This window comes from Micropruina sonneratiae (assembly GCF_025972045.1).
In the GTDB taxonomy this organism is placed as follows: Bacteria; Actinomycetota; Actinomycetes; order Propionibacteriales; family Propionibacteriaceae; genus Micropruina; species Micropruina sonneratiae.
This window is the reverse complement of sequence record NZ_JAPDHX010000001.1, coordinates 336983-363230: the sequence shown is the minus strand read 5'-3', so window position 1 is coordinate 363230 and position 26248 is coordinate 336983. Positions and strand designations below refer to the sequence as shown.

Sequence of the window (26248 nt, the reverse complement as noted above, 5' to 3'; positions counted from 1 at the left end):
TTTCAGAGATCCCGGGGCAAGCCCGGGATGGCGAAACCACACCAGATCTCGGGGCAGGCCTGGGATGACGAACCACCCACCCCAGAGACCCCGGGCAAGACGGTCGAGCCGGGGCGGTCAGGGCTTCGGTCCGCAGACCACCGGGGTGAGGGTGTTGTAGCTCCAGCGGAAGGGCTCGCTCTTCACGAGTTCGCCCTTGCGGTAGAACAACCGCTTGTAGCTGACGTCGAAGCCGCTCATCGCGCTCTGCGGCACGCAGCCCGGCGAGGTGTCGTACTGGGTCGGGCCGGGAGAGCGGTAGTTGCTGCGCACCGGATCGGACGCCTTGACCGTGTACCACTTGGTCGACCACACCCGAACCGTGACCGAGCCGGTCGTGCCCACCTTGCCGGTCGTCCAGGCCTGCAGCACCACGCCGTAGGGCGAGTTGTTGCGGAACTTCATGTCGACGCTGTCCCAGTCCAGGGTCGCCTCGCGTCCGACCGGGTAGCGGCTGAAGTACAGCGAGTGCGGCTTGTGGTAGATGTCCTCGAGACCGGCGAAGAAGATCGCGTTGAAGGTGGTCGTGGTGGCCTGCGAGATGCCGCCGCCCAGCAGCGTCTTGATCTTGCCGCCCTCGATGCCGCCGCCCGCCATCCAGCCGGCCGCGGCCGTCCGCTTGCCCAGGGTGGCGTTCATGCTGAACGTCTCGCCCGGCTTGAGGAAGGTCCCGTTCACCAGCCGGGCGGCCTTGCCGATGTTGTTCACCCGGTAGGCGCTGCCCGGGTAGTAGGTGGTGAACTTCCCGGTGATCTCCTTCACCCCCAGCTTCTTGGCGTCCTCGGTGGTGAACGACGCCTTCCGCACCGTCGCCTCCACCTTGGCGCTGCGCCCGGACGACTTCTGCAGGACGCCCAATGCCGCCGCTGCGAGGTCGTCGGGCTCGATGCCGATCCCGTCCACGGACGGGACGATCCTGGGTTTTCCGTCGGCGATGGTGATGTCGGCGTCGCGGGGCTTCTTCAGGCCGAGCCCCTTGATCTCCTTCGCGGCGGCCTTGGTGAGCTTCGCGGCGTCCAGTTCGGCCGCCAGCGTGCCGTTGGCGGGCTGGAAGCTCAGCGCGGCGGCGATCATGGCCGGGGTGAGTTCGATCGAGCCCGAGTCACCGGTGGCGATCGTGATCGGGGACGCCAGCGCCGGCCTGCCGACGCCCGCCAGCACCTCGTCGGCCTCGGCGGTGGTGACCTCGGGATCGGCCAGCGTGGTGGACGCGGCGATCCGGTCGGCGTCGACGAACCCGGCGGCCAAGGCATCGGCGGTCTCGGGCTGCCGCACGGTGACGCCCGGCTCTGCCTCACTGCGCACCACCGTGACCTTCTTCACCTGCACGGTCAGGGCGGCATCGGTCGGTTCGGTGTCGGCTTTCTCGGCCAGCGCGGCGACCGCCGCGGACAGCACGCTGTCGTCGCGGGTGACGACGGGTCGCCGGTCCCCGCCGCCGGTGAGCACGGTGAGAATGTGCACCGGGTTCCAGCTGCGGCCGGCCCCGGCCTCGGCCACACTCGCCGCGTAGTCGAAGCCCAGCCCGAGCTCGGCGGCCGTGGTGGTCACGCTCGTCTCGCCCGCGGTGACGACCAGCGGCCTGGTCAGCCGCTCACCCAGCTGGGCCTGCAGCGTGGCCGTGGCCGCGTCGCTGGTGAGGCCGCCGATCGGCACGCCGGCGACGGACGCGTTGCGCGGGGTGTTGTCGCCGGCCAGCGCATAGCCCGCGACGTAGCCGCCGACCGCCAGCAGGAACACCCCGCCGCCCACCGAGAGCAGCAGCTTTCGGGTCGCACTCATCGTGGCTCGGCGTGGCTCGCTCACAGGCTTCGTCACCTCGGTCGGGGTCAGTCGATGCCGTCATGCTACGCGAGCGCGTCAAGGACCCCTTGGCCGGCGTCCACCCGGATGCCGAAGGGCAGGCTGAGCACGCCGGTGGCGGCCAGTCCCAGCCGGGCGGCGACCGCGCCGATCAGCCCGTCGAGGTCGAGGCGGGCCGGCGCCAGGGTGACCGCACCGACCGACTCCGACGACTCGGCGGGGCGGAACTGCCGCAGGAAGCCCAGCATCGACACCGGCCGGACGGCGACCTCGTCGCGCAGCACTTCGGCCAGTGCACAGGCCCGCTCGATCGCCAGACCCATGCCGCCCAGGTGGTCGACCAGGCCGCGCTCGCGGGCATCGACCCCCGTCCAGACCCGACCGTGGGCCAGCGGCTCCAACTCGTCCAGCGGCTTGCCGCGGTCGGCCGCCGCCTTGCCGGTGAAGTCGGCGTAGATACCGTCGAGGCGCCGGTCGAGCGCAGCCCACTGCTCGTCGGTGAACCGGCTGTTCGGCGACATGAACGACGCCCAGGCGCCCGAGGTGACGTCGCTCATCACCAGACCGATCTTCTCCTTCAGCTCGGTGGTGACGAACTTGCCCGCCAGTACCCCGATCGAGCCGGTCAGCGTGGTCGGCTGCGCGACGATCTCGTCGGCGGGCATCGACACGTAGTAGCCGCCGGACGCCGCCACGTCACCCATGCAGGCCACCACCGGCCGGCCCGACTCGCGCAGCCTCAGCACCTCGCGGCGGATGGCGTCCGAGGCGATGTAGGAGCCGCCCGGCGAGTCGACCCGCAGCACCACCGCCTTGACCTGCTCGTCGGACGCCGCGGCGCGCAGGTGCTGGCAGACGACCTCCGAGGTGGCCGTCGGCTGCCCGCCGGGCTGCCGTTGCGGACGGCCCGACACGATCCCGCCGCGCACCTCGACCACGGCCACGGCGGGCTTCAGCCGGGCGCGGATCAGTTCCTTCGCCGCCGAAGCGCGGTGATGGCGGTGCACGTAGCGCAGCCCGGCGCTGTCGCCGGCCCACTCGCGGCGGGCCTGCGCGTACACCTCGTCGCGGTACCCGACCGCATCGATCAGCCCGCGCTCGAGCGCTTCGGACGGGGTGAGCACCCCGGCGTCCACCGCCTCCCACACCTGGTCGGCGGTCCGGCCGCGGCGCTGGGCGATCAGGTCGACCGCCCAGTGCGTGATCGAGTTGGCGATCTGCTGCATCATCTCGGCGTTGGCGTGGCTGATCTCGTGCGCGGCATAGGTGTCGGCGGCGGTCTTGTACTCCTTGCGCTGCCCGAACTGCGGCTCGAGCCCGACCTTGTCCAGGGTGCCGCGCAGCAGGGTGATCTGGGCCCGGACGCCACCCAGCCCCAGTTCTCCGGACTCCTGGAGCCAGACCTTGTCGGTGTGCGCGGCGAGCAGGTACGGCAGCAGCCCGGTGCGGAACTCGCCGAACGACTCGGTGTAGGCCCACACCGGCTTGTGCTCGCCGAAGCCGGCGAGCAGGTCGGCGAGCTCGACGGCCTGGGCGGCGGTGACCGGGCAGGTGCCGATGTGCACGATCAGGCCCAGCACCGCGTCGTCGGACGCCGCCGCCGCCAGCCCGTCGCGCAGCACCCGCATGGTGGGCGCGTTGATCAGCCGCAACGCCTCCAGCGGGTTGGCCGGGGCGGCGCTCAGCACCGAGTAGTCGAGGTCGAGTTCCAGGATGACCTGTTCGCCGACCGTGGTGGTGCGCAGCAGGGCGGACAGCTTGCCGAGAGGATCCATGACCTCCAGCCTAGGCGGCGCCGCTCGCGACGCGCCCCCCGGGTTCGGCCACGGCCCGCGCGTCGCCGGGATGCCACGGCCAGGTGCGGCCAGCATGGTGGGGTGACTCCTCGCACGATCCGGTTGCCCGCGCTGGCGGTGGCGCTCGGCCTGCTCCTGGCCGGCTGCGGCACCACCCCGCCCGGCTCCACCACCGCACCCGGCTCGACCGCGACCGCCGGCCCCACCCCCACCGCCAGCGGGTCGGCCGAGCCGTCCGCCGGCGGGAGCGGTTCGCCCACGGCCGGCCCGTCGGGTACCGCCGCGCCCAGCAGCAGCGCGACCCCGACCGAAAGCGCGACGCGCAGCTCCTCCGCGACGACGCAGCCGACGGCGGGCGGCGTGAAGGCGACCGGTTCGCTGAAACTGTTCCTGACCGCCAGCCGGAAGCTGAGCGGCTCGTGCCGGACCCAGCAGGGCACCCCCACGGTCACCGTCGCCGACCACGCCAACGACTTCTTCGGCACCGTCGACGTCACCCTCGCGCTGGCCGGCGATCGTGACGCGGTGAAGAGCCTGCACATCGACCTGGGCGAGGATTCGGAATCGATCAGCCGCACATTGACCTACGACGCCGCCGCGCCGGCGTCCGGCACCTCGGCGAAGCTGACCGTGGCCGGCGACCGGTACAGCGTGAAGGGCAAGCTGGCCAACGTGGAGGACGGCCACGCGAGCGGCACGATGCCGGTCACGTTGGTGGTCACCTGCGCGGCCAGCACCTGGTGACCGGCTCCGCCGGCCGGCCCAGCACCCGCGCCGGCGGCCTCAGCCGGCGATCGTGACCGTGGCCTGCCGGGTCGTCGCCTCGTAGCCCAGCTTGCGGCCGGTGACCTTGACCGTGATCCTGCGGCCCCTGTCCTTGCTGGTCAGCTTGTAGCTGGCGGACGTCGACCCGCCCAGCTTCGAGCTCCCCCGGTACCACTGGTAGTACAGCCGCACCGCGCCGGGTCCCCAGTCGCCGGCGACCGCGGTCAGCGTGTGGCCGGCCTTCCGGGTGCCCTTGACCGTGGGGGTGACCGGCTTGAGCGTTCCCGGCGCCACCTTCGCGGTCGACTTCGAAGTTGCCGCCGCCGTCACGTACCCGGACTTCGTCGCGCGCACGCGGACCTTGATGGTGGCGTCCAGGTCGTCGCGGGTCAGCGTGTAGGTGCGTGCGGTGGCGCCCGAGATCGCGGACCCGTCGCGGTACCACTGGTACCCCAGCGTCACCGACGAGGGCGACCACGCGCCCGGCACCGCGGTCAGGGTCTGCCCGACCTTGACCGTGCCCGAGACGGTCGGGGTCGCGGTGGTGATCAACCTCGGCACGGTGGCGGTGGCCGCCGACGACCTGGTGATCGAGGCGTAGCCGGCCTTGGTTCCGGTCACGGCAACCTTGATCGCCGAGCCGCCGTCGGCGCGGGTGAGGGTGTAGCTGCGACCGGTGGCGCCCGAGATGGCGGTGGAGCCCCGGTACCACTGGTACCGGACGGTGACCGGCGACGGCGCCCAGGTGCCGGCCGTAGCGGTGAGCGTGTGGCCGATCGCGGCCTTGCCCGACAGCGTCGGCGTTGGCGACTTGGTCAGCTTCAGCAGCGGCACCGTCGCGGTCTGCTTCGAGGTGCGCGCGGTCGTGGTGTAGCGCAGCTTGCTGCCCGTCACCCGGACGCTGAGCTTGCTTCCGGCGTCGGCGATGGTCACCGAGTAGCTGCTCGCGGTGGCCCCGCCGATCCTGGATCCGTTGCGGTACCACTGGTACCGCAGGGTGACCGAACCCGGCCCCCAACTGCCGGCCGTGGCGGTGAGCTTGTGGCCCACCTCGACAGTGCCCTTGATGGTGGGCGCCGAGCTGCGCAGCGTCATGTACAGCGCCGCCCAGGTCGCCTTGTCGGCGGTGCCGGTGACGGGCCGGTCGGCCGTTTCCTGGAACTCCTTCAGCGCCGCTGCGGTGGAGGCGCCATATGTGCTGCCCGTCGCGGAGTAGCCGTTGGCGGCGAGCAGGGTGTGCAGGGCGCTGACCCGGGTGCCGGTGTCGCCCTTGGTCAAGGCCTTGGTCAGGGAGCTGAGCGTGATGGGCCCCGCCTGGCCGTCGACCTCGAGCCCCTTGGCCTTCTGGTACTTCTTCACCGCGGCCACGGTCGCCTTGTCGTAGCTGCCGGTGATCGGCACCGTGTAGCCGGCCGCCCCGAGCAGGTACTGGGTGGCCTTCACCTGGGCCCCGGTGTCCCCCGACAGCAGCACCAGCGGGAAGGCGACGACGTCGTAGTCGCGAAGGTCGTAGTCGCGGATCAGCCGGTTGAGTTTCGCGGCGTAGTCGGCGGCGGTCTTCGGATACTCCACCTTGGCGATCGCATCGACGTAGGCGGCGACGTTTCCGGCGGCCGCCCGGGCCGCGGCGTAGCCGGAATCCTGGGTGACGGCCACGGCGTGGGCGTTGAATGAGGCGGCGATGGAGGAGTACTTGGCGTACTTGGTTCCGCCGACGGTGATGCAGCCGGCCTGATAGACGCTTGCCGCGGACGAGGTGACCCCGTCCTTGCCGGCCAGGATGAACGACGGGTAGCGACGCAGGCCGGCGTAGTAGCTGCGGGTGCTCCAGTAGCTGAGGGTGGTGCGGACGACCCCGGACGCGCGTCCCCGGGCCTCGATGATGCGCCAGTCACCGTTGGAGAGCTTCTTGGTCACGACCGCGACGTGCCCGATGCCGTTGGCCCGGGCCGGGTTGTTGCGCAGGAACACCAGGTCGCCGACCTTGGGCGAACCGGACACCTTCTTGGTGACGTCGTACTGAGCGGCGGCCAGGTCGGTGATCGGATTGCCGGAGCGGCCGAACAGCCACTGCACCAGTTCCGAGCAGTCGAACCGCGACGGATCGACGGTGGTGATCGCCGCCTCGGCACCGAGCACGTACGGCTTGCCGACCTGGGCGTCGGCCAGCGCGGCGAACTGAGTGGCGGTCATCGACGAACTGCACTGGGTCTTGAAGTAGTTGGACGCCGTGCGTGCCGGCGTCGTCGTCCCCCAGGTGGTGTTCGCGATCGCCTGGGCGATGGACACCGAGGCCGGGATGCCGTAGCTGCGCTGCGTCTCCTGGGCGGCCTTCACGACGCTGGCGATGAACTCCTTGCGGGTGTCGGAGCTGATGGTCTTGGCAGTCGTGCCGGGCTGATCGACCAGCGCCAAACCCATCGTCAGGATCAGGCAGACGACAAGGGACAATGCTTTTTGGGGGGTGCGCACACCAGTTAGCTATCGAGCCGCGCGCAATGCGGGCAACGAGGTTGAGAGTTCGTTCTCAGCCTCGATTCAGCAAATTGCCCTGACTAGGTGTTTTGATGCATGCATCTCTCAACCGGTCATTCAGGGATGGTCGAGAGTTTGTCGGCGCGAACTGTAGCCGCGGCGTCCGACCGAAACGGGACGACACGCCGATGGTGGATCACACCGGCATGTCCGCCTTGGGTGGTCCGGGATGGTGCACCAGCCGGCTGCCATCGGTGAACGACACCGCGTCGTCGAACCGGGCCTCGACCGTGCCGGCGCCGAACTGCTCCTCGTAGAGCCTGGCGTACAGCCCGCCGCGGGCCAGCAGCTCGGCGTGCGTGCCCTGCTCGACCAGACGTCCGTCGGCGATGCCGAAGATCACGTCGGCGCTCATGATGGTGGACAGCCGGTGAGCGATCGCGAACGTGGTCCGGTCGGCCATCGCCCGCTCAAGGGCCTGCTGCACCAGCCGCTCGGTGGCGGTGTCGAGGGCGGACGTGGCCTCGTCCAGGATCAGGATGCGCGGGTCCTTGATCAGCACCCGGGCGATCGCCAGCCGCTGCTTCTCGCCACCGGAGAGCCGGAACCCGCGCTCACCGGTGATCGTCTCGTAGCCGTCGGCGAAGGACATGATCCGGTCGTGGATGTTGGCCGCGCGGCACGCTTCGACGATGTCGGCGTCGCTGGCGTCCACGCGTGCGTAGCGCAGGTTCTCGGTGATGGTGCCGTGGAACAGGTACGGCTCCTGGGTGACCATGCCCACGGCGTCCGCCAGCGAATCGAGGGTGTGGTCACGCACGTCGCGGCCGTCGATCCGGACCGCCCCGGCACTGACCTCGTGCAGTCGCGGGATCAGGTAGGTGAGCGTGGTCTTGCCCGAGCCGGACGGCCCGACGATCGCCGCCAGCTGGCCGGGCCGGACCTGCAACGACACCCCGGCCAGCGCCCAGCGGTCCTCGCCGGGCTCGACGCCGTCGGGATGCTCGGCGAAGCGGCGTCCGAGCTGGGCCGATTCGACCACCGCCACGGCCGGCGCGAAACCGGGCGCCTCGTCGTAGGGGACGATCCGCGCCCCCGCGCTGTCGGTGATGGCCGCGACGGCGGGCACCTCGAGCGCCCGGTAGTCGCGGCCGAAGCGACTGGAGCGCGGCCGGCGCCGCTCACCCGCGCCCGCCTGGTCGCCCTGGGGTCGGTCGGCGGCCGCGGAGGCGCCGAGTTCGCGGGGCTGCGGGTAGCGGAACCACACGTCATCGAACTCGACCGCACCCCGCACCTGCTGCTTGGGGACGGCGAGGGCGTCCGGCCGATCGGTGATGGCGGGCACGAGGTCGAGGTACTCGAACAGCCGCGCAAACAGCGCGAAGGACGTCTGCACGTCCATCGTCACCCGCATCAGCGACACCAGCGGCTGCTGCAGCCGGGCCTGCAGGGTGGTGTAGGCGATGATCGTGCCGGCGGTCAGTGCCTGCCCACCGGTCATGGTGCCGCCGTTGATCAGCAGCCCGGCCACCAGGTACACCACCGCCGGGGTGAGACCGAAGAAGGTCGACACCATCGAGAAGAACGTCTGACCGGTCATCGCCTGCTTGAGCTGCAACCTGGTCTGCCGGGCGTTGGCGCGGCGGTAACGCTCGATCTCGATGTCGGAGCGGTTGAACACCTTCGCCAGCAGCACGCCCGAGACGCCGAGCGACTCCTCGGTGATGGCGGTCATGTCGGCCAGGGACTCCTGGCTGCGCTTCTGCAGCCGCTTGCGACGGGCGCCGACCCGGGTCTGGATGACCATGAAGACCGGCATCAGCACCAGCGAGATGATCGTCAGCTGCCAGCTGAGCAGCACCATCGAGACGAACGCCGCGATCACCGTCACGACGTTGGACAGGATCGAGGTGGCGGTCGAGGTGAGCACGTTGCGGACGCCGCCGACGTCGTTGGCCAGCCGGGACTGGATGTCGCCGGTCTTGGTCGAGGTGAAGAAGGCCAGCTCCATCTTCTCCAGGTGCCGGAACAGCGCGACCCGCAGGTCCGCCATCGCGGCGTTGCCGATCCGGTTGGTCAGGTAGGTCTGGCCGACGCCGATCAGGGCGCTGACCAGCGGAATCGCGATCAGCCCGCCCACCAGCCAATACAGCAGGGACAGGTTCGGCGTGCCGATGCCGCCGGCGGCGTCGATCGGGAACAGGGCTTCGTCGAACACCGCCCGGGTCAGGAACGGTGCGACCGCGCTCAAGGCGGCCGAGGTGACGACGGTGACCGCGACCAGGATCAGCCAACCCTTGTACGGGGCCAGCAGTCCGGCGATGCGGCGCAGCATCGGCTGGTCGGGGGTACCGACGATGGGCGCGGCGGGGGTGTCGGTGACCATGCTGCATCGTGGCACAGGGGCCGGTGGCCATCGGTGCAAGCGATGTCGAGATGGGTACCGGGTGGCGGGTTGCGGGCACCGATGGTGGGTTACCACACACCATCGGGCCGGTTTGCCTCCATAGGACGCCGATGTCGAGATCGGTCGACCCGCTCCCGCCAGTGGGGCGGCTTGGAAGAGGCGGTGACACACCCAGGGCTCGCCAAGCTTGGCGAGCCCTCGGTGGTTGGCGAGCGGTACGGGGCCGTCACGGGACGACCCGGCAGGGCGTCAGCCGATCAGCGCCTTGGCCTTGGCGACCGCCGCCTCGGCGGTGATGCCGAACTTCTCGAACAGCAGGGCGCCGTCGGCGGAGGCACCGAAGTGGTCGATGCCGATCGCCTCGGTGTTGGCGCCGATCAGGTCCTTCCAGCCCACCGGGACGCCGGCCTCGATGACCACCTTGGGGACGTCGGCGGGCAGCACCTGCTCCTGGTAGTCGGCGTCCTGGGCGTGGAACCATTCCACGCAGGGCAGTGACACGACCCTGGCGGGGATGCCCTCGGACTCGAGCTGCTCGGCGGCGGCGACCGCCACCTGCAGTTCGGAGCCGGTGCCGGCCACGATCACCTTCGGCTCGGCGGACGCCTCCTTCAGCACGTAGCCGCCGAACTTGGTGTTGTCGGCGCTCGCGAAACCGGAACCCTCGGACCGGTCGAACACGGGCAGGTTCTGCCGCGACAGCGCCAACGCCGCCGGGTGGTTCTTGGTCCGCAGGATCTGCGCCCAGGCGTGCGCGGTCTCGTTGGCGTCCCCGGGCCGGACCACGTCGATGTTCGGCATCAGCCGCAGGCTCATCACGTGCTCGATCGGCTGATGGGTGGGGCCGTCCTCGCCGACACCGATCGAGTCGTGGGTCCAGACGAAGATCGAGGGCACGTGGGACAGGGCCGCCAGTCGCGGGGTGGTGCGCATGTAGTCGGAGAACACCAGGAAGGTGCCGCCGTAGACCCGGGAGAGGCCGTCCATCGTGATGCCGTTGACGATGTTGCCCATCGCATGCTCACGGATGCCGAAGTGCAGCGTCCGGCCGCCGGGTGCGCCGGTGAAGTCGTGGCTGCTGCGCTCGGCCGGGATGAACGAGTTGACCCCGGACATCGTGGTGTTGTTCGAGCCGGCGAGATCGGCCGAACCGCCCCACAGCTCGGGCACCACGTCGGCCAGCGCCGACAGCACCTTGCCGGACGCCGCCCGCGTCGCCAGCGCCTTGCCGGCCTCGAAGACCGGCAGGGCGGCGTCCAGGTCGTCGGGGACGTCCCGGGCCAGCACCCGGTCGAGGAGTTCGGCCCGCTCGGCGTTGGCGGAGCGCCACGCTTCGTAACGCGGCTCCCACTCGGCGCGCAGCTCTTTGGCGCGCTCGGCGGCGTTGGCTCGCGTCCACTCGACCACCGAGGTGTCGATGTCGAACGGCGTGTCGGGGAAGCCCAGCTCCTTCTTCAGCGCGGTGATCTCGTCGGCGCCCAGCTTCGAGCCGTGGACGCTGTGGTCGCCCGCCTTGTTCGGCAGCGGCCAGCCGATGATCGTGGTCACCTTGATGAAGTGCGGCTTGTCGGTGACCGACTTCGCCTTCTCGAGCACGTCGTACAGCTCGGCCACCTTCTCTTCGTAGGTGGTGAACCCGTTGGTGAAGTCGACGTGGTAGGTGTCCCAGCCGTAGGCGTCGTAGCGGGCCTGGACGTCCTCGGAGAAGGCGATCTTGGTGTCGCCCTCGATCGAGATCCGGTTGTCGTCGTAGATCAGGAACAGGTTGCCGAGTTCGAGCGTCGCGGCCAGCGAGGACGCCTCGCCCGAGACGCCCTCCTGCATGCAGCCGTCACCGGCGATGCAGTACACGTTGTGGTCGAACACGGACTCGCCCGGGGTGGCGGCCGGGTCGTACAGCTCGCGGGAGCGGCGGGCGCTCATCGCGAACCCGACCGAGTTGGCGACACCGGCGCCCAGCGGGCCGGTGGTGCACTCGATGCCCTTGGTCAGACCGAACTCGGGGTGCCCGGGGGTGAGCGAGTCCCAGGTGCGCAGGCTCTCGATGTCGGACAGTTCGAGCCCGAAGCCGTTGAGGTACAGCTGGCAGTACTGGGTGAGCGAGGAGTGGCCGGCCGACATGACGAAGCGGTCTCGGCCCAGCCAGCGCGGGTCGGCCGGGTCGGTCTTCATCAGCTTGGAGTAGAGCAGGTAGGCGACCGGCGCCAGCGAGACGGCGGTGCCGGGGTGACCGTTGCCGACCTTCTCCACCGCGTCGGCGGCCAGTACGCGGGCAATGTCGACCGCCTTGGCGTCCTGCTCGGTCCAGGTCAGATTGCTCATGGAGACTTCCTCTCGAATGTCACGCGTCGCTGCGTGGACGGGCGTTGACGAACAGGCCCCACACTATTGCGTGGGTACAGAAGTTGGGGAGACGGGTGAGGAAGTCTCGCATTATGCGTGGATTGTGAGGACGTCCCGGTGGCCTCCCCGGGCCCCCTGACCCCGCCGGGCGCGAGTGGATTCTGCACGGTGCGGTCGATCAGCTCTCCAGGGCGCGTCCGGCCTGCTCGGGCAGCAGCAGGGCCGCCCCGGCCGCGATCAGGAAGGCGAGCCCGAAGACCCCGAAGGTGAGCGCCAGGCCGCCGGCCCCCACCAGCAGCGGCACGCTCAGCGGGGCCAGCATGGACGCGATCCGGCCGAATGCGGCCGCGGCGCCGGTGCCCTTGCCGCGCACCCCGGTGGGATACAACTCGGGCCCGACCGCGTACAGCGCGCCCCATGCGCCCAGGTTGAAGAACGACAGCGCGCAACCGGTGGCGATGATCGACGCCTCGGTGGTGGCGAAGCCGAATCCCGCGGCGGCCAGCGCCGACCCGGCCAGGAAGCCGGCCAGGGTGATGCGGCGTCCCCACTTCTCGATCAGCCAGGCGGCGACGGCGTAGCCGGGCAGCTGGGCCAGCGTGATGATCAGGGTGAACTCGAACGACTTCACCAGCGGGAAGCCACGTTGCACCAACAGGGTGGGGATCCAGATGAACGCCCCGTAGTAGGACAGGTTGATGCAGAACCAGACCGCCCACAATGCGGCCGTGCGCACCCGGTAGGCCGGCGACCAGATCGAGTCGGTGGGCGCGGCGGCGGCGGCCGGGGCGTCCGGACTGGGCACGGCGGCGACGCCGGCGGACTCCTCGAAGCTGCGCACGGCCGCCTCGGCCTGCTCGGTGCGACCCTTCGATTCGAAGAAGCGGACGGACTCTGGCAGCGTCCAGCGGATCACGGCGGCGTAGACGGTGGGGATGATGCCGACCGCCAGCGCCCACCGCCAGCCGTTCTCCGAGGCCGGCACCAGCAGGTAGCCCAGCAGTGCGGCCATGATCCAGCCGACCGCCCAGAAGGCCTCGAGCGCGACCACCACCCGGCCACGGATCGCCTTCGGCGCGTACTCGCTGACCAGGGTGGACGCCACCGGCAACTCGGCGCCAAGGCCGAGGCCGACGATGAACCGCAGCACGATCAGCATCGCGACCGAGGTGACCAGCGCGGACGCCCCGGTGGCGATGCCGTAGACCAGCAGGGTCAGGGCGAAGACCTGCCGGCGGCCGATCCGGTCGGCGAGCAGTCCGCCCAGCGAGGCCCCGATCGCCATGCCGACGAAGCCGATCGAGCCGATCCACGACAGCGTCGTCGAGTCCAGTTTCCACTGCGACGCCAGGGCCGCCATCACGAACGAGATGAGGCCGACGTCCATGGCGTCCAGGGCCCAGCCCAGTCCGGAACCCACCAGCAGCCGGCCGTGCCGACGGGTGAACGGCAGGCGGTCCAGGCGTTCGGAGCGGGTCAGCGAGGTCTCAGTGCCGGCTTCGGCCATTATTGGTCCTCCTTGCCAATAAAAACGGCGTCAGTCTACGGAGTCGGGCACCGGCCCCACCAGTCCCGGCCCTCCGCGGACGGACACCGGCGTCACCGGATGCGGCCCGGGCCGTGCGGAGCCGCGCGATACTGGGCCCCATGGGCATTGATCTTCCCGGCCGCAGCGCCGACGGCTCCCGGCAGGCGTACCTGATGGGGGCCGGCCTGCTCGGCATGGGGGCGCTGCACTTCGCGGCCCCGAAGAACTTCGACGCGATCATTCCCAGGGAGCTGCCGGTCGAGCCGCGGCTGCTCACCCAGGCGTCCGGAGTGGCCGAGCTGGCCATCGGCGCCGGGTTGCTGGCCCGACCCACCCGCCGAGTGGCGGCACTGGCGGCGGTCGCCCTGTTCGTGGCGGTCTACCCGGCGAACCTCAACACGATCCGGGTGGTGGCCGACCAGCCACTGCCCTACCGAATCGCGGCCTGGCTACGGCTTCCGCTGCAGTGGCCGATGATCACCACGGCCTGGCGCATCTACCGCCGCAGCGGCGCGCAACCCGACTGATGGCGCCCAATCTACGCACCGACACTCACGTGCGCCGGCTGCGTCGTGCGTACTCCTCGATGGCGTGGTCGAGCGCGGCCAGGTCGAGGCTGACCCCGGGGAACGCGGCCAGGCTGGCCAGCGGCATGGAGCCGAACGCCTTCAGCTTCTCCCGGTCGCCGAGCGGGTCGGACGACCCGGCTGCGACCGCCTCGGCGATCAGCTCGCGCCCGAGCGGGTCGGCGTCCCACTCGAACAGCGTCGATAGCCGGTGCAGCGGGGAGCGCACCGGCGTCGCGTCGACGCTGACCGTCTCGCTGAGCACGATGTCGCGGGAGCTGCGGCCCACCTCGACGACGAACTCGCCCGCCTCGATCACCCAGCGGCCGAACTGCTCCGACCAGTAGGCGAAGGCGCGGGCGTCCAGCTCGACGGCGACCCGGCGCGACTCCCCCGCCGCCAGGGCCACCTTGATGAACCCCTTCAGCTCGCGCACCGGGCGGTGCACCGAGGCGTCCGGGTCGGCGACGTAGACCTGCACCACCTCGGCGCCGTCGCGGTCGCCGGTGTTGGTGACGGTGACCTCGACCAGGGCCGCCAGGGTGGCGTCGTCGGCCGAACCGCTGAGCGCCACGGCCAGGTCGGAAAACGCGAAGTCGGTGTAGGACAGGCCGTGCCCGAACGGGAACGCCACCTGCTGGTCGGCCTTGTCGTAACCCCGGTAGCCGACGTAGATGCCCTCGCCGTAGTGCACGACGTGCTCGTCACCGGGGAAGTTCAGGTACGAGGAACAGTCCTGCAGCCGCAGCGGGAACGTCTCGGCCAGGCGTCCGGACGGGTTGACCGCGCCGGTGAGCACGTCGGCGACCGCGCCGCCGGCGGCCTGGCCACCCAGCCACGCCTCGACCAGGGCGGCCGAGTGCGTGGTCACCGGCCGCAGGTCGACCGGGGCCCCGTTGACCAGCACGGTGACCACCCGCGGGTTGCGCGCCGCGACGGCCGCGAGCAGCGCAAGCTGGTCGGCGGGCAGGTCGAGGTGGACGCGGTCGAAGCCCTCGGATTCGTCGGCGGCGGGCAGGCCGACGAACACCACCGCCACGTCGGCGGCACCGGCCAGTTCGACGGCCTCGGCGACCAGGTCGGTCCCGTCCGCCGGCTCGGGTGCGCCCTCCAGCCGGTAGCCGGGGGCGAAACCGACGTCGCCGAGCGCGGCCCGCAGTTCGGCCAGGGCGGTGTCCACCCTGGTCGGCGGTACGTAGGACGACCCGGCACCCTGGAAGCGCGGCGTGCGGGCGAACTCACCGATCACGGCCACGTTCGCCTCGGCAGCCAGCGGCAACAGGCCGTCGTTGGCGAGCAGCACGACCGACTCGGCAGCGGCCGCCCGGGCCAGCGCGTGGTGGGCGTCGGCGTCGAAACCCTCGTCCGCCTCCAGCACCGCCATCCCCCGGCTGACCAGCTCCAGCACCGTGCGCACCCGGCGGTCGAGGATGGCCTCGTCCAGCTCTCCAGAGCCGACGGCCGCGACCACGGCGTCCGGGCTGTCGGGGAGCAGCGGCGGCATCTCCAGGTCGGTACCGGCGACCAGCGCCGGCACCCGGTCGTAGACCGCACCCCAGTCCGAGACCACCAGCCCGTCGAAGCCCCACTCGCCGCGCAGCACGTCGTCGAGCAGCCAACGGTTGGCCGAGGCGGAGACGCCGTTGACCGCGTTGTAGGAGCACATCACCGTCCACGGCCTCGAGCGGGTGACGACGCGCTCGAAGGCTGGCAGGTAGAGCTCGCGCAGGGCTCGCTCGGAGACCCGCACGTCGATCCGCTGCCGATCGGTCTCCTGGTTGTTGGCCGCGAAGTGCTTGACCGACGTGCCCACGTCGCCGCGGGACTGGATGCCGTCGACGATGCCGCAGGCCAGCTCGCCGGCCAGCACAGGATCCTCAGAGAAGTACTCGAAGTTGCGGCCACACAAGGGGGAACGCTTCAGGTTGATGCCGGGCCCGAGGATCACCGACAGCCTGCGGGCGCGGGCCTCGGCGGCCAGCGCCTCGCCGACGCGGTGCAGCAGGCCCGGATTCCAACTCGACGCCAGCGCGGACGCCGTCGGGAAGCAGGTCGCGGTCAGCGACAGCTCCGCCCAATCGTCGGCGGCGGCGTCCGGCGGTACCCCGCGAAGCCCGTGCGGGCCGTCGCAGACCATGATCGAGGGCACCCCCAGGCGCTCGACCGGCACCGTCCACCAGAAGCCGGAGCCGCTGGTCAACGCGGCCTTCTCGGCCGGCGTCAGGGCGGCCAGGACGCCGTCGACATCAAGGGACATGCTGGCTTCCTCCTTGCCGGGGGCCGTGGCCGTGGCCCGGGCGCCGCGGGCGGGATCGGTCAGGGGGTGACGGCGATCTTCACGCCCAGCCGGTCGCGCACCGCGTCGTAGGCGGCCTCCGCCTCGTCCAGCGAGAACGTGTTGGTGACGATGGCGCCCGCGTTGAGCGCTCCGGTTTCGAGCAGCCGGACGGCTGCCTGCACGTCACGGCGGCGGGCGTTGCTGCCGCCCGTGACGGTGAGCTCCTTGTAGTGCAGCAGGTTGACGTCGACCTCGGCGGTGGAGCCCTTGGGGAAGCCGGCGAAGTAGCTGACCCGACCGCCGGGACGGGCCAGGTCGAGCGCCTCGCTGGCCAGCTCGGGTTGCCCGATGCAGACCACCACCACATCGGCGCCCAGCCCTCCGGTGGCGTCGCCGACGGCCTCGGCAAGCTCCTCCGGCCCCACCGCCAGGGCGCCCAGCGCCGCCGCCGGGGCGCGGCGGGAAACCGACCGGTTGGAGACGATCACCTGCGAGGCGCCCGAGAGCCTGGCCAGTTCGAGGTGCAGCAGGCCGATCGGGCCGGCGCCGAGGATCGCCACCACGTCACCGGGCCGCACCTGGTACTGGTTGAGCGCGTTGATGCAGCACGACAGCGGCTCGGCCAACGCCAGATGGGTGGGCTCGACCTCGACGCGGGTGGCGATCACGTTGCCCTGGGCGACCGCGCGGGCGGGCACCAGGCAGTAGTCGGCCAGCCCGCCGTCGATCTCGTAGCCGAACAGGCGCAAGTTCACGCACAGGTGTTCGTAGCCGAGCAGGCAGACCCGGCAGTGATTGCAGGACAGCACGATCGACGGCGTGACCTGCTGGCCGACGGTGTAGCCGGTGACGCCCTCGCCGATCGCGGCCACACGTCCCGCCATCTCGTGGCCCATCACCACTCCCGGCCGGACGCCGGCGGTCTTGGCGCCGCTGATGATCCGCAGGTCGGTGCCGCACAACGTGGTCGCCTCGTTGGCCAGCAGCAGCTCACCCCGCCCCGGCTCGGGTGTCGGCCGCTCCTGCAGCTCGATCCGACCCGGTTCAACGAACACCAACGCGCGCATCCACGCCTCCTCGCGGTCTGGGACAGTCAGTCTAGGGACACCCTGGTCGATCCGTCCGCTACAGGCGACGATCAGGGGCTGTCACGGAATTCACGAAGCGCCGATATACCGAATTCCGACCTCGATGCGCATGAAAGCGCTTCCATCGCCCAGTTTGGGAATCGGCGTCGAAAATCGGTATATCCGTCGCTGATGAAAACTCCCCAGACTTCACGGCTGCGCTGGCCCCACACCCTCAACGGGTCTGGATGGCTGCCAACTGGTGCTGCAACTCGACCGTGGCCGGGTGCAGGTGCCGGAAGATGCCGTACAGCTCGTCGTAGACCTTCTGGTTCGCCTCGATCGGCTCGACCGAACCGACCCGGGGCGACCAGTCGGCGTCCTCGGGGATGAAGCCGCCTGCCACCCCGATCAGCATCGCGTCGCCGTAGCAGGCGCCCACGGACTGCTCGGTGATCTCCTGGCTGAGCCCGGTGACGTCGGAGATAATCTGCGGCCACAGTCCGCCCTTCGTGCCGCCACCGACTGCGAAGGCCTTGCGACCCGAGCCGCCGGCGTCGTGCATCACCTCGAGGATGTGCCGGGCACCGTAGGCGGTGCCCTCCATCAGCGCGCGATACAGGTGCCCACGGGTGTGGTTGAGGGTGAGGCCGGTGATGGTGCCGCGCGCGTTCGGGTCGAGCAACGGCGTCCGTTCGCCGGCGAAGTAGGGCAGGATGACCAGGCCGTCCGAGCCGGGCGGCACCGCCTCGGCCTCTTGTGTCAGCTCGGCGAAGTCGACGTCGCCGATCACGTCGCGCAGCCACTTGGTGAGCGAACCGCTGGTGGCCATGCCGCTGGCGAGGTTGTAGGTGTCCTTGAAGAGGTGGGCGTTGCTCCACAGCTGCGCCGAGGGCAGCGACTCATCGGTGACCAGCACGATCGACATGGTCGAGCCGTAGATCACCACGGCGTCGCCGGGCTGCCGGACGCCGACGCTCATCGCGTCGGCGAAGCTGTCCATGGTGCCGGCCGCGACCGGGATGCCCTCGGGCAGGCCGCTGCGTTCGGCCCCTTCGGCAGTGATGTGACCGATCACCTCGGTGGGCCACTTCAGTTCGGGCATCGGCAGGCCGGGGGCGATGTCCTTCACCCACTTGTCGATCCACTTGTTCTTGCCGACGTCGTACAGCGGTTCGGAGTAGCTGGCCGAGATGTGGTCGAGGTAGTAGACCCCGGTGAGCCGGAACGCCAGGAAGGTGTGCGCCATGAAGAAGTACTTCGTCTGCTCGTAGATCTCCGGCTCGTGCTTGCGCAACCACAGGATCTTGGCGCCGATGGACTGGGCGTTGAGCGGGTTGCCGCAGCGTTTGGCGATCTTGCCGGCGCCGTACCGTTCGGTCAGTTCCTGCACCTCGGCCATCGCCCGGGTGTCGATGCCGTACAGGATGCCGGGACGTAGCGGGTTGGCGTCGGCGTCCGCGGCCAGGAAACAGGGCCCGATGCCGCTGATCGCGACCCCGGCGATCTCGTTGTCACCGGCCGCCTTCACCAGGTCGTCGCAGATCGCCTTGAAGTCGGCCCACCACACCTGTTCGGCGTCATGCTCGGCCCAGCCGGGCTTCGGCAGGGACAGGTGATGCGGCTGTTCGGAGAGTTCGATCACCGTGCCGTCGAGGTTGACCAGCACCCCCTTGGACGACCCGGTGCCGATGTCGATCCCGATCAGCAGTTGCTCCGCCATGACTTCACCCTTCGTCGCGTGAATCCCCTGTGGATCGTCCTCGAACCTACGCAAAGTCGCCGGATTTGGACAGACCCGGGGTTGTCGCTGCGGCCGGACGTGAGAGTGGCCTGAAATGGGTAGGGTTCCTTTTTAGGCCACCCAGGGCTCGAGCGTCGAGCGTCGGCTGGTCAGGGGTGATGACGTTTGCAAGGCCGAACGTGGCTTGGTCTGAAAAGGAACCGTCCCCATTTCAGGCCATGCGCCGCAGCTAGGGTGAACGAATGCGCATCCTGCTCACCGGCAGCAACGGCTTCGTCGGCGGCAGGGTCGTGGCCGCGGCCCGCCGGCGCGGCTGGCGGGTGGTCGGCCTGGGCCGGTCGGCTTCCCCGACCCACGAGGTGGACGCCTACCACGTGCGTGACCTGTCGCAGCCGTTGCAGCTGGACGAGCGGGTGGACGCCGTCGTGCACGCCGCCGCCCTGGCGTCACCCTGGGCGCCCCCGTCGGCCTATCAGAGCGCCAACGTGGAGGGCACCCGGCACGTCCTCGACTGGGCCCGAACGCACGGGACGCCGCCGGTGCACTACATATCGTCGTCCAGCGTGTTCTACACGCGGGCCGACCAGTTGGGGCTGACCGAACGATCCCCCATCCCGGCGCCCCCACACCAGATCAACACCTACTCGCGGACCAAACTGGCCGGTGAACGGCTGGTCGCCGGCTATCCGGGGCCGTGGAGCATCCTGCGACCGCGGGCGGTGTTCGGGCCCGGCGACACGGTGCTGCTGCCGCGGGTGGTCGGCGCCGCCCGGGCCGGGCGGCTCCCGCTGCTGGTCCGCCCCGGGGCCGAGCCGGTGGTGGTCGACCTCACCCATGTCGACGTGGTCGCGCACTACGTGGCCGAGGCGGTCGATCGCGGGGTGACGGGCGCGGTGAACCTGACCAACGGCGAACCGGTCGAGCTGTACCCGTTCCTGTTCGCCCTGTTGGACGAGCTGGGACTGCCGCGGCCGACTCGGCGCGTGCCGGCCGGCGTGGCGATGGCGCTGGCACGGGCGTCCGAGATCGTCTCGGCGCGGTTCCTGCGCTACCGGGAACCGCCGATCACCACCTTCGGGGTGTCGATGTTCGCGCATTCGAAGACCTTCGACGTGACCCGGGCCCGGACGCTGCTCGGCCCGCCTCCGCTGACCGTGGAGCAGGGCCGCAGCGACCTCGTCCGGTGGTGGCGGGCCCGGTCGTGAAGGGTGGCCTGGCCTGGGCGCTGACCGCCGGCTACCTGGCGCTGACGGCGGTGCGACTAGGGCTTTCGGCGCGGCACTGGCGGCTGGCGGAATCGCTGGCCGAGCCGACGGAAACCGCGGCGAGAGGCGTTTCGTCGTACGCGGGGGGAGAGATCCCGGCGTCCGCCGGGATGACGGAGGGGGTGCCCGCCGGGGTGGCGGAGGGGGCGTCTGCCGGGGTGACGCAGGGGGCGTCCGCCGGGACTACCGAGAAGGCGCCCGCCGGGATGACGGACCGGGCGTCCGCCGGGGTGACGGCATCCGACGACGGCATGATCACAGTGCTGCAGCCGATCCTCTCCGGTGACCCGGGGCTGCCCCAGGTACTCGCCGCGAACCTGCGCAACCACCCCGAAGCCCGGTTCTGCTGGCTCGTCGACGTCGACGACGCCGAGGGCCGGGCGATCACCGAACGGCTGGCCGGGGCGGCCGAGCGGGTGCGGGTGGTGCTGTGCCCGCCGTGTCCGGAGCTGACCAATCCGAAGGTGTTCAAACTGGTGCTGGGCCTGCACGGGTGCGAGACCGAACTGGTCGCGGTGCTGGACGACGACACCGAGTTGCCGCCCGGTGCCCTGACCAGGGCCAGCGCCGCGCTGACTCACGCCGACCTGGCGACCGGGCTGCCCTGGTACCGGCCCGGGGGCGGGCCGTGGTCGGCGCTGGTGGCCGGATTCGTCAACGGCAACGCCCTGATCAGCTACTTCGCGCTGCCGGGTGAGCCGCTGAGCATCAACGGCATGTTCTACCTCACCAGCCGGACGGCCCTGGCTCGAGCCGGCGGGTTCGAGAGCATCCTCGACCGGGTCTGCGACGACCTGGAGCTCGCCCGCCGCTTCCGGTCGGCAGGGCTGCGGCTGGCCCAAACGACGATCACCCATCCGGTCGCGACGCAGATCCGGGACGCCGCGGCCTACCGGCGGCTGATGCACCGCTGGCTGGTGTTCGCCCGCCGGCTGGGCACCACCTCGGCCACCCCCGCCCTCACCCTTCTGGTCCTGCTGCCCAGCGCGCTGCCCCTGGCCGCGCTCACCGCCGCGGCGCTGGCCGGCAGCGGGGCGGCGGTCGCCGCGGCGGCGGCGTCCGTTGCGGTGAAGGTGCTGGCCGGCCAGCGGTTGCGGGCCGCGCTCACGCCCGAGGTGCCGCGCCGTTTCGTCGCGGAGTACCTCGCCGACTGGCTGCTGCCGGTGCAGGCCGCGGCGGCGTCCGTGCTGCCGGGGCGGATCGAGTGGCGCGGTCGCCGGCTGCGGATCGTGGACGGCGCTCTGCGATGACGATCGCCTGGCTGTCGGGTGGCGGCGGCGCCTCCGGTGCGCTGTCGCCTGCCGAGCGGGCGCTGCTGGACGCCGTCGCACAGGGCCGGGTGGTGGTCGGCGCCAACCTCCCCTGGCCGTCGCACCCGGGGACGTTCCGGCCGGGGTCGCTCACGGTGGCGTCGGTGCGCAACGGCGTCCAGTTCTGGCGGGCGCGGCTGTCGAAGCAGTACCGGCGGCGGGTCGCACGGGCGCTGGACGCCCTGTTCACCGCTTCCGAACCGCCGTTGCTGCTGGTCACCGGCAGTCAGGGGCTGGAGTTGCTGCGAGTCGCCTGGCCGCTGCTCACCGCATCCACCTCGGGGGTGCGGGTGGCGGCGCTCGGCCCGGTCGCCGGACCGTTGCCCGCCGGCCTGGACGTGTTCGTCGTCCAGTCGCGCGCGGACCGGATCTCGCGGCTGGGCTGGCGCGGTGCCGTCCAGGTGGTGACCGCCGGCCGGCATCTCGACTACGTGCGCGATCCCGAGGTGGCGGACGCCCTGCGCCGCTGGGCGGCCACGACGTGAGGCTGCTCGTGGTGGCGCCGCCGTATGCCGGCCACCTCAACCCGCTGCTCGTGCTGGCCCGCTCGGTGCCGGACGCCGAGGTGCTGGTGGTGACCGGGCCGGGCAAGCTGGCCGACATCAGGGCGGCCGGCTTCGCGGCCACGCCCGTGCTGGCGGACGACCCCGACGCGATGGAGCGGATCGCCGACACTCCGAGAGTCACCGGGCATCCCGTGCGGGCGCTGCGCCAGGTCGCGGCGAACCTGCGGCTGCTGCCGCGGGCGCTGCCGGAGGTGCAGGCGGCGGCGGACGCCTTCGGCCCGGACGCCGTGGCGGCCGACTTCTGCGCACCGGTCGCCGGGGTGGTCGCTGGGCGGCTCGGCGTGCCGTGGGTGACGACCGTCCCGACCCCGTTCGCGATCGAGAACCGGCGCGGCACCCCGGCCTACCTGGGTGGCTGGACGCCGCGGGCCGGGCTGGCCGGACGGTTGCGGGACGCGGCCGGCCGGGCGGCGACCCGGACCGGGAAACACCTGGCCGGAGTCGTCTTCCGTCGCGAACTGGAGCCGTTCGGTGGCTCGTTGTACCGGCCGGACGGCTCGGAGGCGTTCTATTCGCCACACGCGATCCTGGCGCTCGGCCTGGCAGAGCTGGAGTTCGACCGGGACTGGCCGGCGGCGCTGCGCTTCATCGGCCCGGTGACAGCTGTTCCGCAGCCTGTCACCGCGCCGCCCACGCTGCTGCCCGAGGACGAGCCACGGGTCCTGGTCACCCTCGGCACCCACCTGCCGTGGGCCAAGCACGACCTGGCCGACCAGGTGGTCCGGCTGGCCGAGCGCGTCCCGGGGCTGTCGTTCGTGGTCTCGCTGGGCGACTCCTCCCGGCTGACCGCGCCGACCCGGATCGCCGCCCGGGTGCAGGCGGTGCCGTACGTGCCCTACGACGCGAGCCTGGCGTCGTTCGCGGCGGTGCTGCATCACGGCGGAGCCGGCATCACCTACAGCACGCTGCGCGCCGGCCTGCCGAGTGTCGTGTGGCCCCGCGACTACGACCAGTTCGACTTCGCCGCCCGGATCGCGCGGCGCGGGCTCGGGGTGCGCGTCCGGTCCCTCACCGAGGCGCCGGACGCCCTAGCCGCGGCTCTCGCGCTGCCGCGCGCCGGGCTGGAGCGCTTCGCCGCGCTGGTGCGGGCCGGCGATCCGGCGGCGGAGTTCCGCCGGACCCTCAGGCCTCCCGCCGCACCCGGCGCCTCTTCGCGGTGACGGCCTCCCGCGGCCACGGCATGCCGGTGATGTCGGGCACCACCAGCGTGCGCGACTGCAGCAGGCCCTGCAGCGCCCGGTGCGCCAGCGACTGCGCCAGTTGCGGCCGGACGGCGAGCCGCAGGCTGCCGTCGGCGCGCTGCACGAGCCGGAAGTCCTGGACGCCGTGGGCGCCGAGCACCGCGCCACGGACGAAGTCGGCGAACAGCGGGTGTTCGGCGCCGTCGGTGCCGGTGAACCGCAGCACGTCGTCGGCCCGGCCCTCGATCCGGGCCACCGTCGCGAAGACCGAGCCGCACGGGCAGGCGTCCGGGCCGGGCAGCAGCACATCGCCGAGCCGGTACCGGATGATGGCCTGGCTGGTCCGGTAAAGGTCGGTGATGATCGGCACGAACCGGCCGCTGGCTTCGTCGATCACGTCGCGTTCGACGTGCAACAAGTCCTCGTTGAGGTGCAGGGTGCCCTCGCGGCAGGTGATCCCGAGGAAGCCCTCGGTGGCCTGGTACACCTGTCCGACCGGGACGCCGAACGCAGCCCCGACCCGGGCGGCGACGTCGTCGTCGAGCACGTCGGCGACGGAGTAGACGGTGCTCACCGTGTTCGGGAGGCGTCCACCCGACCGGCGGGCGGCGAGGTCGTCCAGCACCTGGGGTGGTGCCGCCAGGATGGTCGGGGCGAACTCGGCGACCTGGGCGGCGACGGCGTCCGGGTCGAGGGCCAGGTCGATGTAGCGGAAGCTCACCCGGCCGCCCTCGACCGCCTCGTACAGCGGCCCGCCGGAACGCAGCACCAGCGCCACCCGGGCGGGTTCGCGCAGGCTCGGCAGCGCCCGGGCCAGCACGGTGCCCGCCCAGCGGGCACGTTCGGCGTCCGAGGTGAGGAAGACCCCCTGCCGCCCCGACGTGCCCGACGACAAGCCCACGCTCAGCGCGTCGACCCTGGCGTCGAAGCGGCGGGACGCCTCGGCCGCACGGGCGGCGTCAAGGCAGTCCGCGAGGCTCAGCCCGCGGTCGTTGAGTTCGGCGAAGTGAGCCAGCCAGATGTCCTTGTCGAGGACCGGGAAGGCGGCCAGGTCGGCCTCCGGCGACCCGGTCAGCGGGACCCCGGCGTAGAAGGGGAACACCGCGCGGGCGCGGGACAGGACGCGGCTCAACCGGCGCTGCTGGTAGCGCCGGAGGTGCTCCCGGGTGCCGAACCGGCGCCACCGGGTGGTGACCAGCGCGCGCAGCACGGCCCACCGGTCAGCCACGACGGATCCGGCTCAGCGAGGCGTTGCAGTGGGAGGGCACGATCGCCAAGTCTGGCCGCTCGCGGTGCAGCCGCGCCAACTCGGCCACCACCTGCTCGTAGGCCGGACGCCGCCCGCGCAGGAAGGGCAGCGGCAACTCGCCGTGGGTGATGGCCCGCTCATGCCAGACCGCGTCCCCGGCGAGCAGGACGCCGTCGGCCCCCCAACCGGGCAGCCACAAGCCAAGATGCCCCTCGGCGTGGCCCGGCAGCGGCAGCACGAACGCCGTGCCGTCGCCGAACAGGTCGTGGCCGTTGCGCAGCCAGCCACCCAACCCGGTGCCGGCCACCGGCAGCTCGGCGAGCGGCATCAGCCGCTGCTCGACGTCGTCGGGCAGCAGGGCGGGGACGAACCCGTGCGCGGTGTTGCGCCAAGCCGAGGCCGTGCGCCAGCCCGGCGCCAGTGCCCCGTCCCCGAGCACCACCCGGGCGCGCGGGAAGTCACGCAACCCGGCGACGTGGTCGCCGTGCAGGTGCGACAGCACCACCAGCTTCACCTCGTCGGCGGCCATGCCGCGGGCGGCGAGCTGGCTGACCGCGGCGTCCGGCTCGGCACAACTGACCGGCAGCAGCGCCGAATACAGCCGGTACGGCAGCCGGGCCGTCGCGGCGTGAAAGCGAGGGGCATAGCCGGTGTCGAAGAGCGCCACCCCGCCGCCGGGGTGCGGCAGGATCGCCACGGCCGAGCCGAACTCGATCGGACGCCACGGGCCGCCGCGCCGGACGAACCGCTCCAGCTGCATGCAGTGCCCGGCGACGATCAGCTCCGGGTCGCGTCGTGGGACTGACATCAGTACCTCAGCACGGCGCCGCCGAACAGCAGCCCGGCGCCGGTCCCGATCAGCAGGCAGGTGTCGCCCCGCTGCAGCCGGCCGGAGTCGACCGCGGCGGCCAGCGCCGTCGGCATTGACGCCGAAACCTGGTTGCCGCGTTCGGCGAGGACGTCGACCACGGCGTCCGGCCGAACCCCGAGGCGCTCGCGCAGGAACCGCAGCCCCAGGCCGCTGGCCTGGTGCGGGACGATCACGTCGAGGTCGTCGCGGCGGACGCCGGCGTCGGCGAGCAGGTCGTCGAGGAAGGCCGGCATCTCGCGGGCGACCAGCTTCATCATGCCGAGGCCGTCCATCGCGAACAGGTAGTCGGTGGGCGCGGGCGGCGGGGTGACGGCGTTCCAGCGGGTGCCGCCCGCGGGGATGCGGCACAGTGCGGCGGCGGCCGGATAGCTGGTCAGCCGCAGCGCCAGCAGCGACGCTTCGCCGGACCCCTCCAGCACGACGGCGGCGGCGCCGTCGCCGAACAGCGCGCTCGATTCGATGTCGTCATGGTTGAGCCCCTTGGACGCGACGTCGACGGCGGCGACGAGCACCCGGCGCCAGGTGCCCGCGGCAATGCCGAAGGCGGCCTGCTGCACGGCGGTGAGGAAGCCCAGGCAGGACGCGTTCACGTCGAACGCCTGCAGCCGCCCTCCGCCGGCGCCCAGTTCGCGGGCGGCCAGGATCGCGGTGGTCGGCATCGGCTGCTCGGGCACGATCGAGGCGACGATCACGGCGTCCAGGTCGTCGATGCCGAGCCCGGCCCGGTCGAGGGCCTGGCCGGCGGCGGCGGTGACCATGCCGAGCGAGGTCTCCCCCGGCCCGATCCAGTGCCGGCTCTCCACCCCGGACCTCGCCAGGGTGACGCCGGCCGCGCGGCCGTGGGCGGCGTCCAGTTCGGCCGAGGTCACCAGCCGCTGGGGGGTGTGGCTGCCCACCGAGGCGATCCGGACGGGCAGCAGCATCCCGCGAGGGTAGCAGCCGGCCGGGGCGCAGCCGGGCCTCCCCGGCGCTGGCCCGGCTGGCCACCTGTCGGC

General features: G+C 71.5%; 18 protein-coding genes. 6 read left to right on the top strand and 12 right to left on the bottom strand.

The features are described 5' to 3' along the window. Window positions 1-117: 117 nt before the first annotated feature. Together OIE40_RS01745 and sppA are read right to left on the bottom strand one after the other, a co-directional pair. Window positions 118-1821: a VanW family protein gene (locus OIE40_RS01745; RefSeq protein ID WP_264699350.1), complete on the bottom strand. Its 1704-nt coding sequence runs from the start codon at window positions 1819-1821 to the stop codon at window positions 118-120. 65 nt (window positions 1822-1886) lie between these two features. Beyond that, a complete protein-coding gene (gene sppA, locus OIE40_RS01740) occupies window positions 1887-3617 on the bottom strand; it encodes a signal peptide peptidase SppA (RefSeq protein WP_264699347.1) in 1731 nt (576 codons plus the stop codon). Between the two features lie 102 nt (window positions 3618-3719). On the opposite strand from sppA, the gene OIE40_RS01735 reads away from it, so the two are divergent. Continuing rightward, complete coding sequence (locus OIE40_RS01735; RefSeq protein WP_264699345.1) at window positions 3720-4382, top strand: lipoprotein LpqH; 663 nt, start codon at window positions 3720-3722, stop codon at window positions 4380-4382. A gap of 39 nt (window positions 4383-4421) precedes the next feature. On the opposite strand, the gene OIE40_RS01730 is transcribed toward OIE40_RS01735, so the two are convergent. The 4 genes from OIE40_RS01730 to OIE40_RS01715 all read right to left on the bottom strand — a co-directional run bounded on the left by OIE40_RS01730 (window position 4422) and on the right by OIE40_RS01715 (window position 13135). Continuing rightward, window positions 4422-6824: a peptidoglycan-binding protein gene (locus OIE40_RS01730; RefSeq protein ID WP_264699343.1), complete on the bottom strand. Its 2403-nt coding sequence runs from the start codon at window positions 6822-6824 to the stop codon at window positions 4422-4424. A gap of 250 nt (window positions 6825-7074) precedes the next feature. Further along, window positions 7075-9264 (bottom strand): ABC transporter ATP-binding protein, encoded by a 2190-nt coding sequence (locus OIE40_RS01725; protein WP_264699341.1) that lies wholly within the window; start codon window positions 9262-9264, stop codon window positions 7075-7077. Window positions 9265-9534: 270 nt separating this feature from the next. Then, on the bottom strand, window positions 9535-11607 hold the full coding sequence (tkt, locus tag OIE40_RS01720) for a transketolase (protein ID WP_264699339.1): 2073 nt from the start codon (window positions 11605-11607) through the stop codon (window positions 9535-9537). A 199-nt stretch (window positions 11608-11806) separates the two neighbouring features. Next, window positions 11807-13135 (bottom strand): MFS transporter, encoded by a 1329-nt coding sequence (locus OIE40_RS01715; protein ID WP_264699337.1) that lies wholly within the window; start codon window positions 13133-13135, stop codon window positions 11807-11809. Window positions 13136-13275: 140 nt separating this feature from the next. On the opposite strand from OIE40_RS01715, the gene OIE40_RS01710 reads away from it, so the two are divergent. Beyond that, complete coding sequence (locus tag OIE40_RS01710; RefSeq protein ID WP_264699334.1) at window positions 13276-13683, top strand: DoxX family protein; 408 nt, start codon at window positions 13276-13278, stop codon at window positions 13681-13683. Between the two features lie 25 nt (window positions 13684-13708). Here the strand turns inward: OIE40_RS01710 and OIE40_RS01705 are convergent, their stop codons facing one another. From OIE40_RS01705 to OIE40_RS01695, 3 genes are all read right to left on the bottom strand, one after another. Continuing rightward, window positions 13709-15979 carry a glycoside hydrolase family 3 C-terminal domain-containing protein gene (locus OIE40_RS01705; RefSeq protein ID WP_264699332.1) on the bottom strand — a complete coding sequence of 757 codons (2271 nt, stop codon included), beginning with the start codon at window positions 15977-15979 and terminating at the stop codon, window positions 13709-13711. A 59-nt stretch (window positions 15980-16038) separates the two neighbouring features. Continuing rightward, window positions 16039-17067, bottom strand: a complete 1029-nt coding sequence (locus tag OIE40_RS01700) for an alcohol dehydrogenase catalytic domain-containing protein (protein WP_264699330.1) — start codon at window positions 17065-17067, stop codon at window positions 16039-16041. Between the two features lie 235 nt (window positions 17068-17302). Then, entirely contained in the window at window positions 17303-18790 is a 1488-nt protein-coding gene (locus OIE40_RS01695) for an FGGY-family carbohydrate kinase (protein ID WP_264699328.1), read from the bottom strand. A gap of 263 nt (window positions 18791-19053) precedes the next feature. Here OIE40_RS01695 and OIE40_RS01690 point away from each other — a divergent pair, with 263 nt between their 5' ends. Genes OIE40_RS01690 through OIE40_RS01675 form a run of 4 tightly spaced genes read left to right on the top strand, consistent with a single transcriptional unit; the run spans window position 19054 to window position 23112 of the window. Next, window positions 19054-20016 carry an NAD-dependent epimerase/dehydratase family protein gene (locus tag OIE40_RS01690; RefSeq protein WP_264699326.1) on the top strand — a complete coding sequence of 321 codons (963 nt, stop codon included), beginning with the start codon at window positions 19054-19056 and terminating at the stop codon, window positions 20014-20016. Next, on the top strand, window positions 19998-21326 hold the full coding sequence (locus OIE40_RS01685) for a glycosyltransferase family 2 protein (RefSeq protein ID WP_264699324.1): 1329 nt from the start codon (window positions 19998-20000) through the stop codon (window positions 21324-21326). Before OIE40_RS01690 ends, OIE40_RS01685 begins: the two co-directional genes overlap by 19 nt. Continuing rightward, window positions 21323-21871 (top strand): hypothetical protein, encoded by a 549-nt coding sequence (locus OIE40_RS01680; protein WP_264699322.1) that lies wholly within the window; start codon window positions 21323-21325, stop codon window positions 21869-21871. The genes OIE40_RS01685 and OIE40_RS01680 overlap by 4 nt, the downstream gene beginning before the upstream one ends. Further along, a complete protein-coding gene (locus OIE40_RS01675; RefSeq protein ID WP_264699320.1) occupies window positions 21868-23112 on the top strand; it encodes a glycosyltransferase in 1245 nt (414 codons plus the stop codon). Before OIE40_RS01680 ends, OIE40_RS01675 begins: the two co-directional genes overlap by 4 nt. Here OIE40_RS01675 and OIE40_RS01670 read toward each other — a convergent pair. From OIE40_RS01670 to OIE40_RS01660, 3 genes are read right to left on the bottom strand one after another with little or no spacing between them, the layout of a single operon-like run. Further along, complete coding sequence (locus OIE40_RS01670) at window positions 23075-24361, bottom strand: F390 synthetase-related protein (RefSeq protein WP_264699318.1); 1287 nt, start codon at window positions 24359-24361, stop codon at window positions 23075-23077. The two genes, OIE40_RS01675 and OIE40_RS01670, sit on opposite strands and share 38 nt — an antisense overlap. Beyond that, entirely contained in the window at window positions 24354-25190 is an 837-nt protein-coding gene (locus OIE40_RS01665; protein ID WP_264699316.1) for an MBL fold metallo-hydrolase, read from the bottom strand. The genes OIE40_RS01670 and OIE40_RS01665 overlap by 8 nt, the downstream gene beginning before the upstream one ends. Then, window positions 25190-26176: a 3-oxoacyl-ACP synthase III family protein gene (locus tag OIE40_RS01660; RefSeq protein ID WP_264699315.1), complete on the bottom strand. Its 987-nt coding sequence runs from the start codon at window positions 26174-26176 to the stop codon at window positions 25190-25192. Before OIE40_RS01660 ends, OIE40_RS01665 begins: the two co-directional genes overlap by 1 nt. Between the last annotated feature and the right edge of the window lie 72 nt (window positions 26177-26248).

Coding starts and splice junctions, on each gene's coding strand:
- OIE40_RS01700 (WP_264699330.1), bottom strand. CDS start 17,067: ATGCGCGCGTTGGTGTTCGTTGAACCGGGTCGGATCGAGCTGCAGGAG.
- OIE40_RS01745 (WP_264699350.1), bottom strand. CDS start 1,821: ATGAGTGCGACCCGAAAGCTGCTGCTCTCGGTGGGCGGCGGGGTGTTC.
- sppA (WP_264699347.1), bottom strand. CDS start 3,617: ATGGATCCTCTCGGCAAGCTGTCCGCCCTGCTGCGCACCACCACGGTC.
- OIE40_RS01710 (WP_264699334.1), top strand. CDS start 13,276: ATGGGCATTGATCTTCCCGGCCGCAGCGCCGACGGCTCCCGGCAGGCG.
- OIE40_RS01730 (WP_264699343.1), bottom strand. CDS start 6,824: ATGGGTTTGGCGCTGGTCGATCAGCCCGGCACGACTGCCAAGACCATC.
- tkt (WP_264699339.1), bottom strand. CDS start 11,607: ATGAGCAATCTGACCTGGACCGAGCAGGACGCCAAGGCGGTCGACATT.
- OIE40_RS01725 (WP_264699341.1), bottom strand. CDS start 9,264: ATGGTCACCGACACCCCCGCCGCGCCCATCGTCGGTACCCCCGACCAG.
- OIE40_RS01705 (WP_264699332.1), bottom strand. CDS start 15,979: ATGTCCCTTGATGTCGACGGCGTCCTGGCCGCCCTGACGCCGGCCGAG.
- OIE40_RS01680 (WP_264699322.1), top strand. CDS start 21,323: ATGACGATCGCCTGGCTGTCGGGTGGCGGCGGCGCCTCCGGTGCGCTG.
- OIE40_RS01690 (WP_264699326.1), top strand. CDS start 19,054: ATGCGCATCCTGCTCACCGGCAGCAACGGCTTCGTCGGCGGCAGGGTC.
- OIE40_RS01660 (WP_264699315.1), bottom strand. CDS start 26,176: ATGCTGCTGCCCGTCCGGATCGCCTCGGTGGGCAGCCACACCCCCCAG.
- OIE40_RS01715 (WP_264699337.1), bottom strand. CDS start 13,135: ATGGCCGAAGCCGGCACTGAGACCTCGCTGACCCGCTCCGAACGCCTG.
- OIE40_RS01695 (WP_264699328.1), bottom strand. CDS start 18,790: ATGGCGGAGCAACTGCTGATCGGGATCGACATCGGCACCGGGTCGTCC.
- OIE40_RS01665 (WP_264699316.1), bottom strand. CDS start 25,190: ATGTCAGTCCCACGACGCGACCCGGAGCTGATCGTCGCCGGGCACTGC.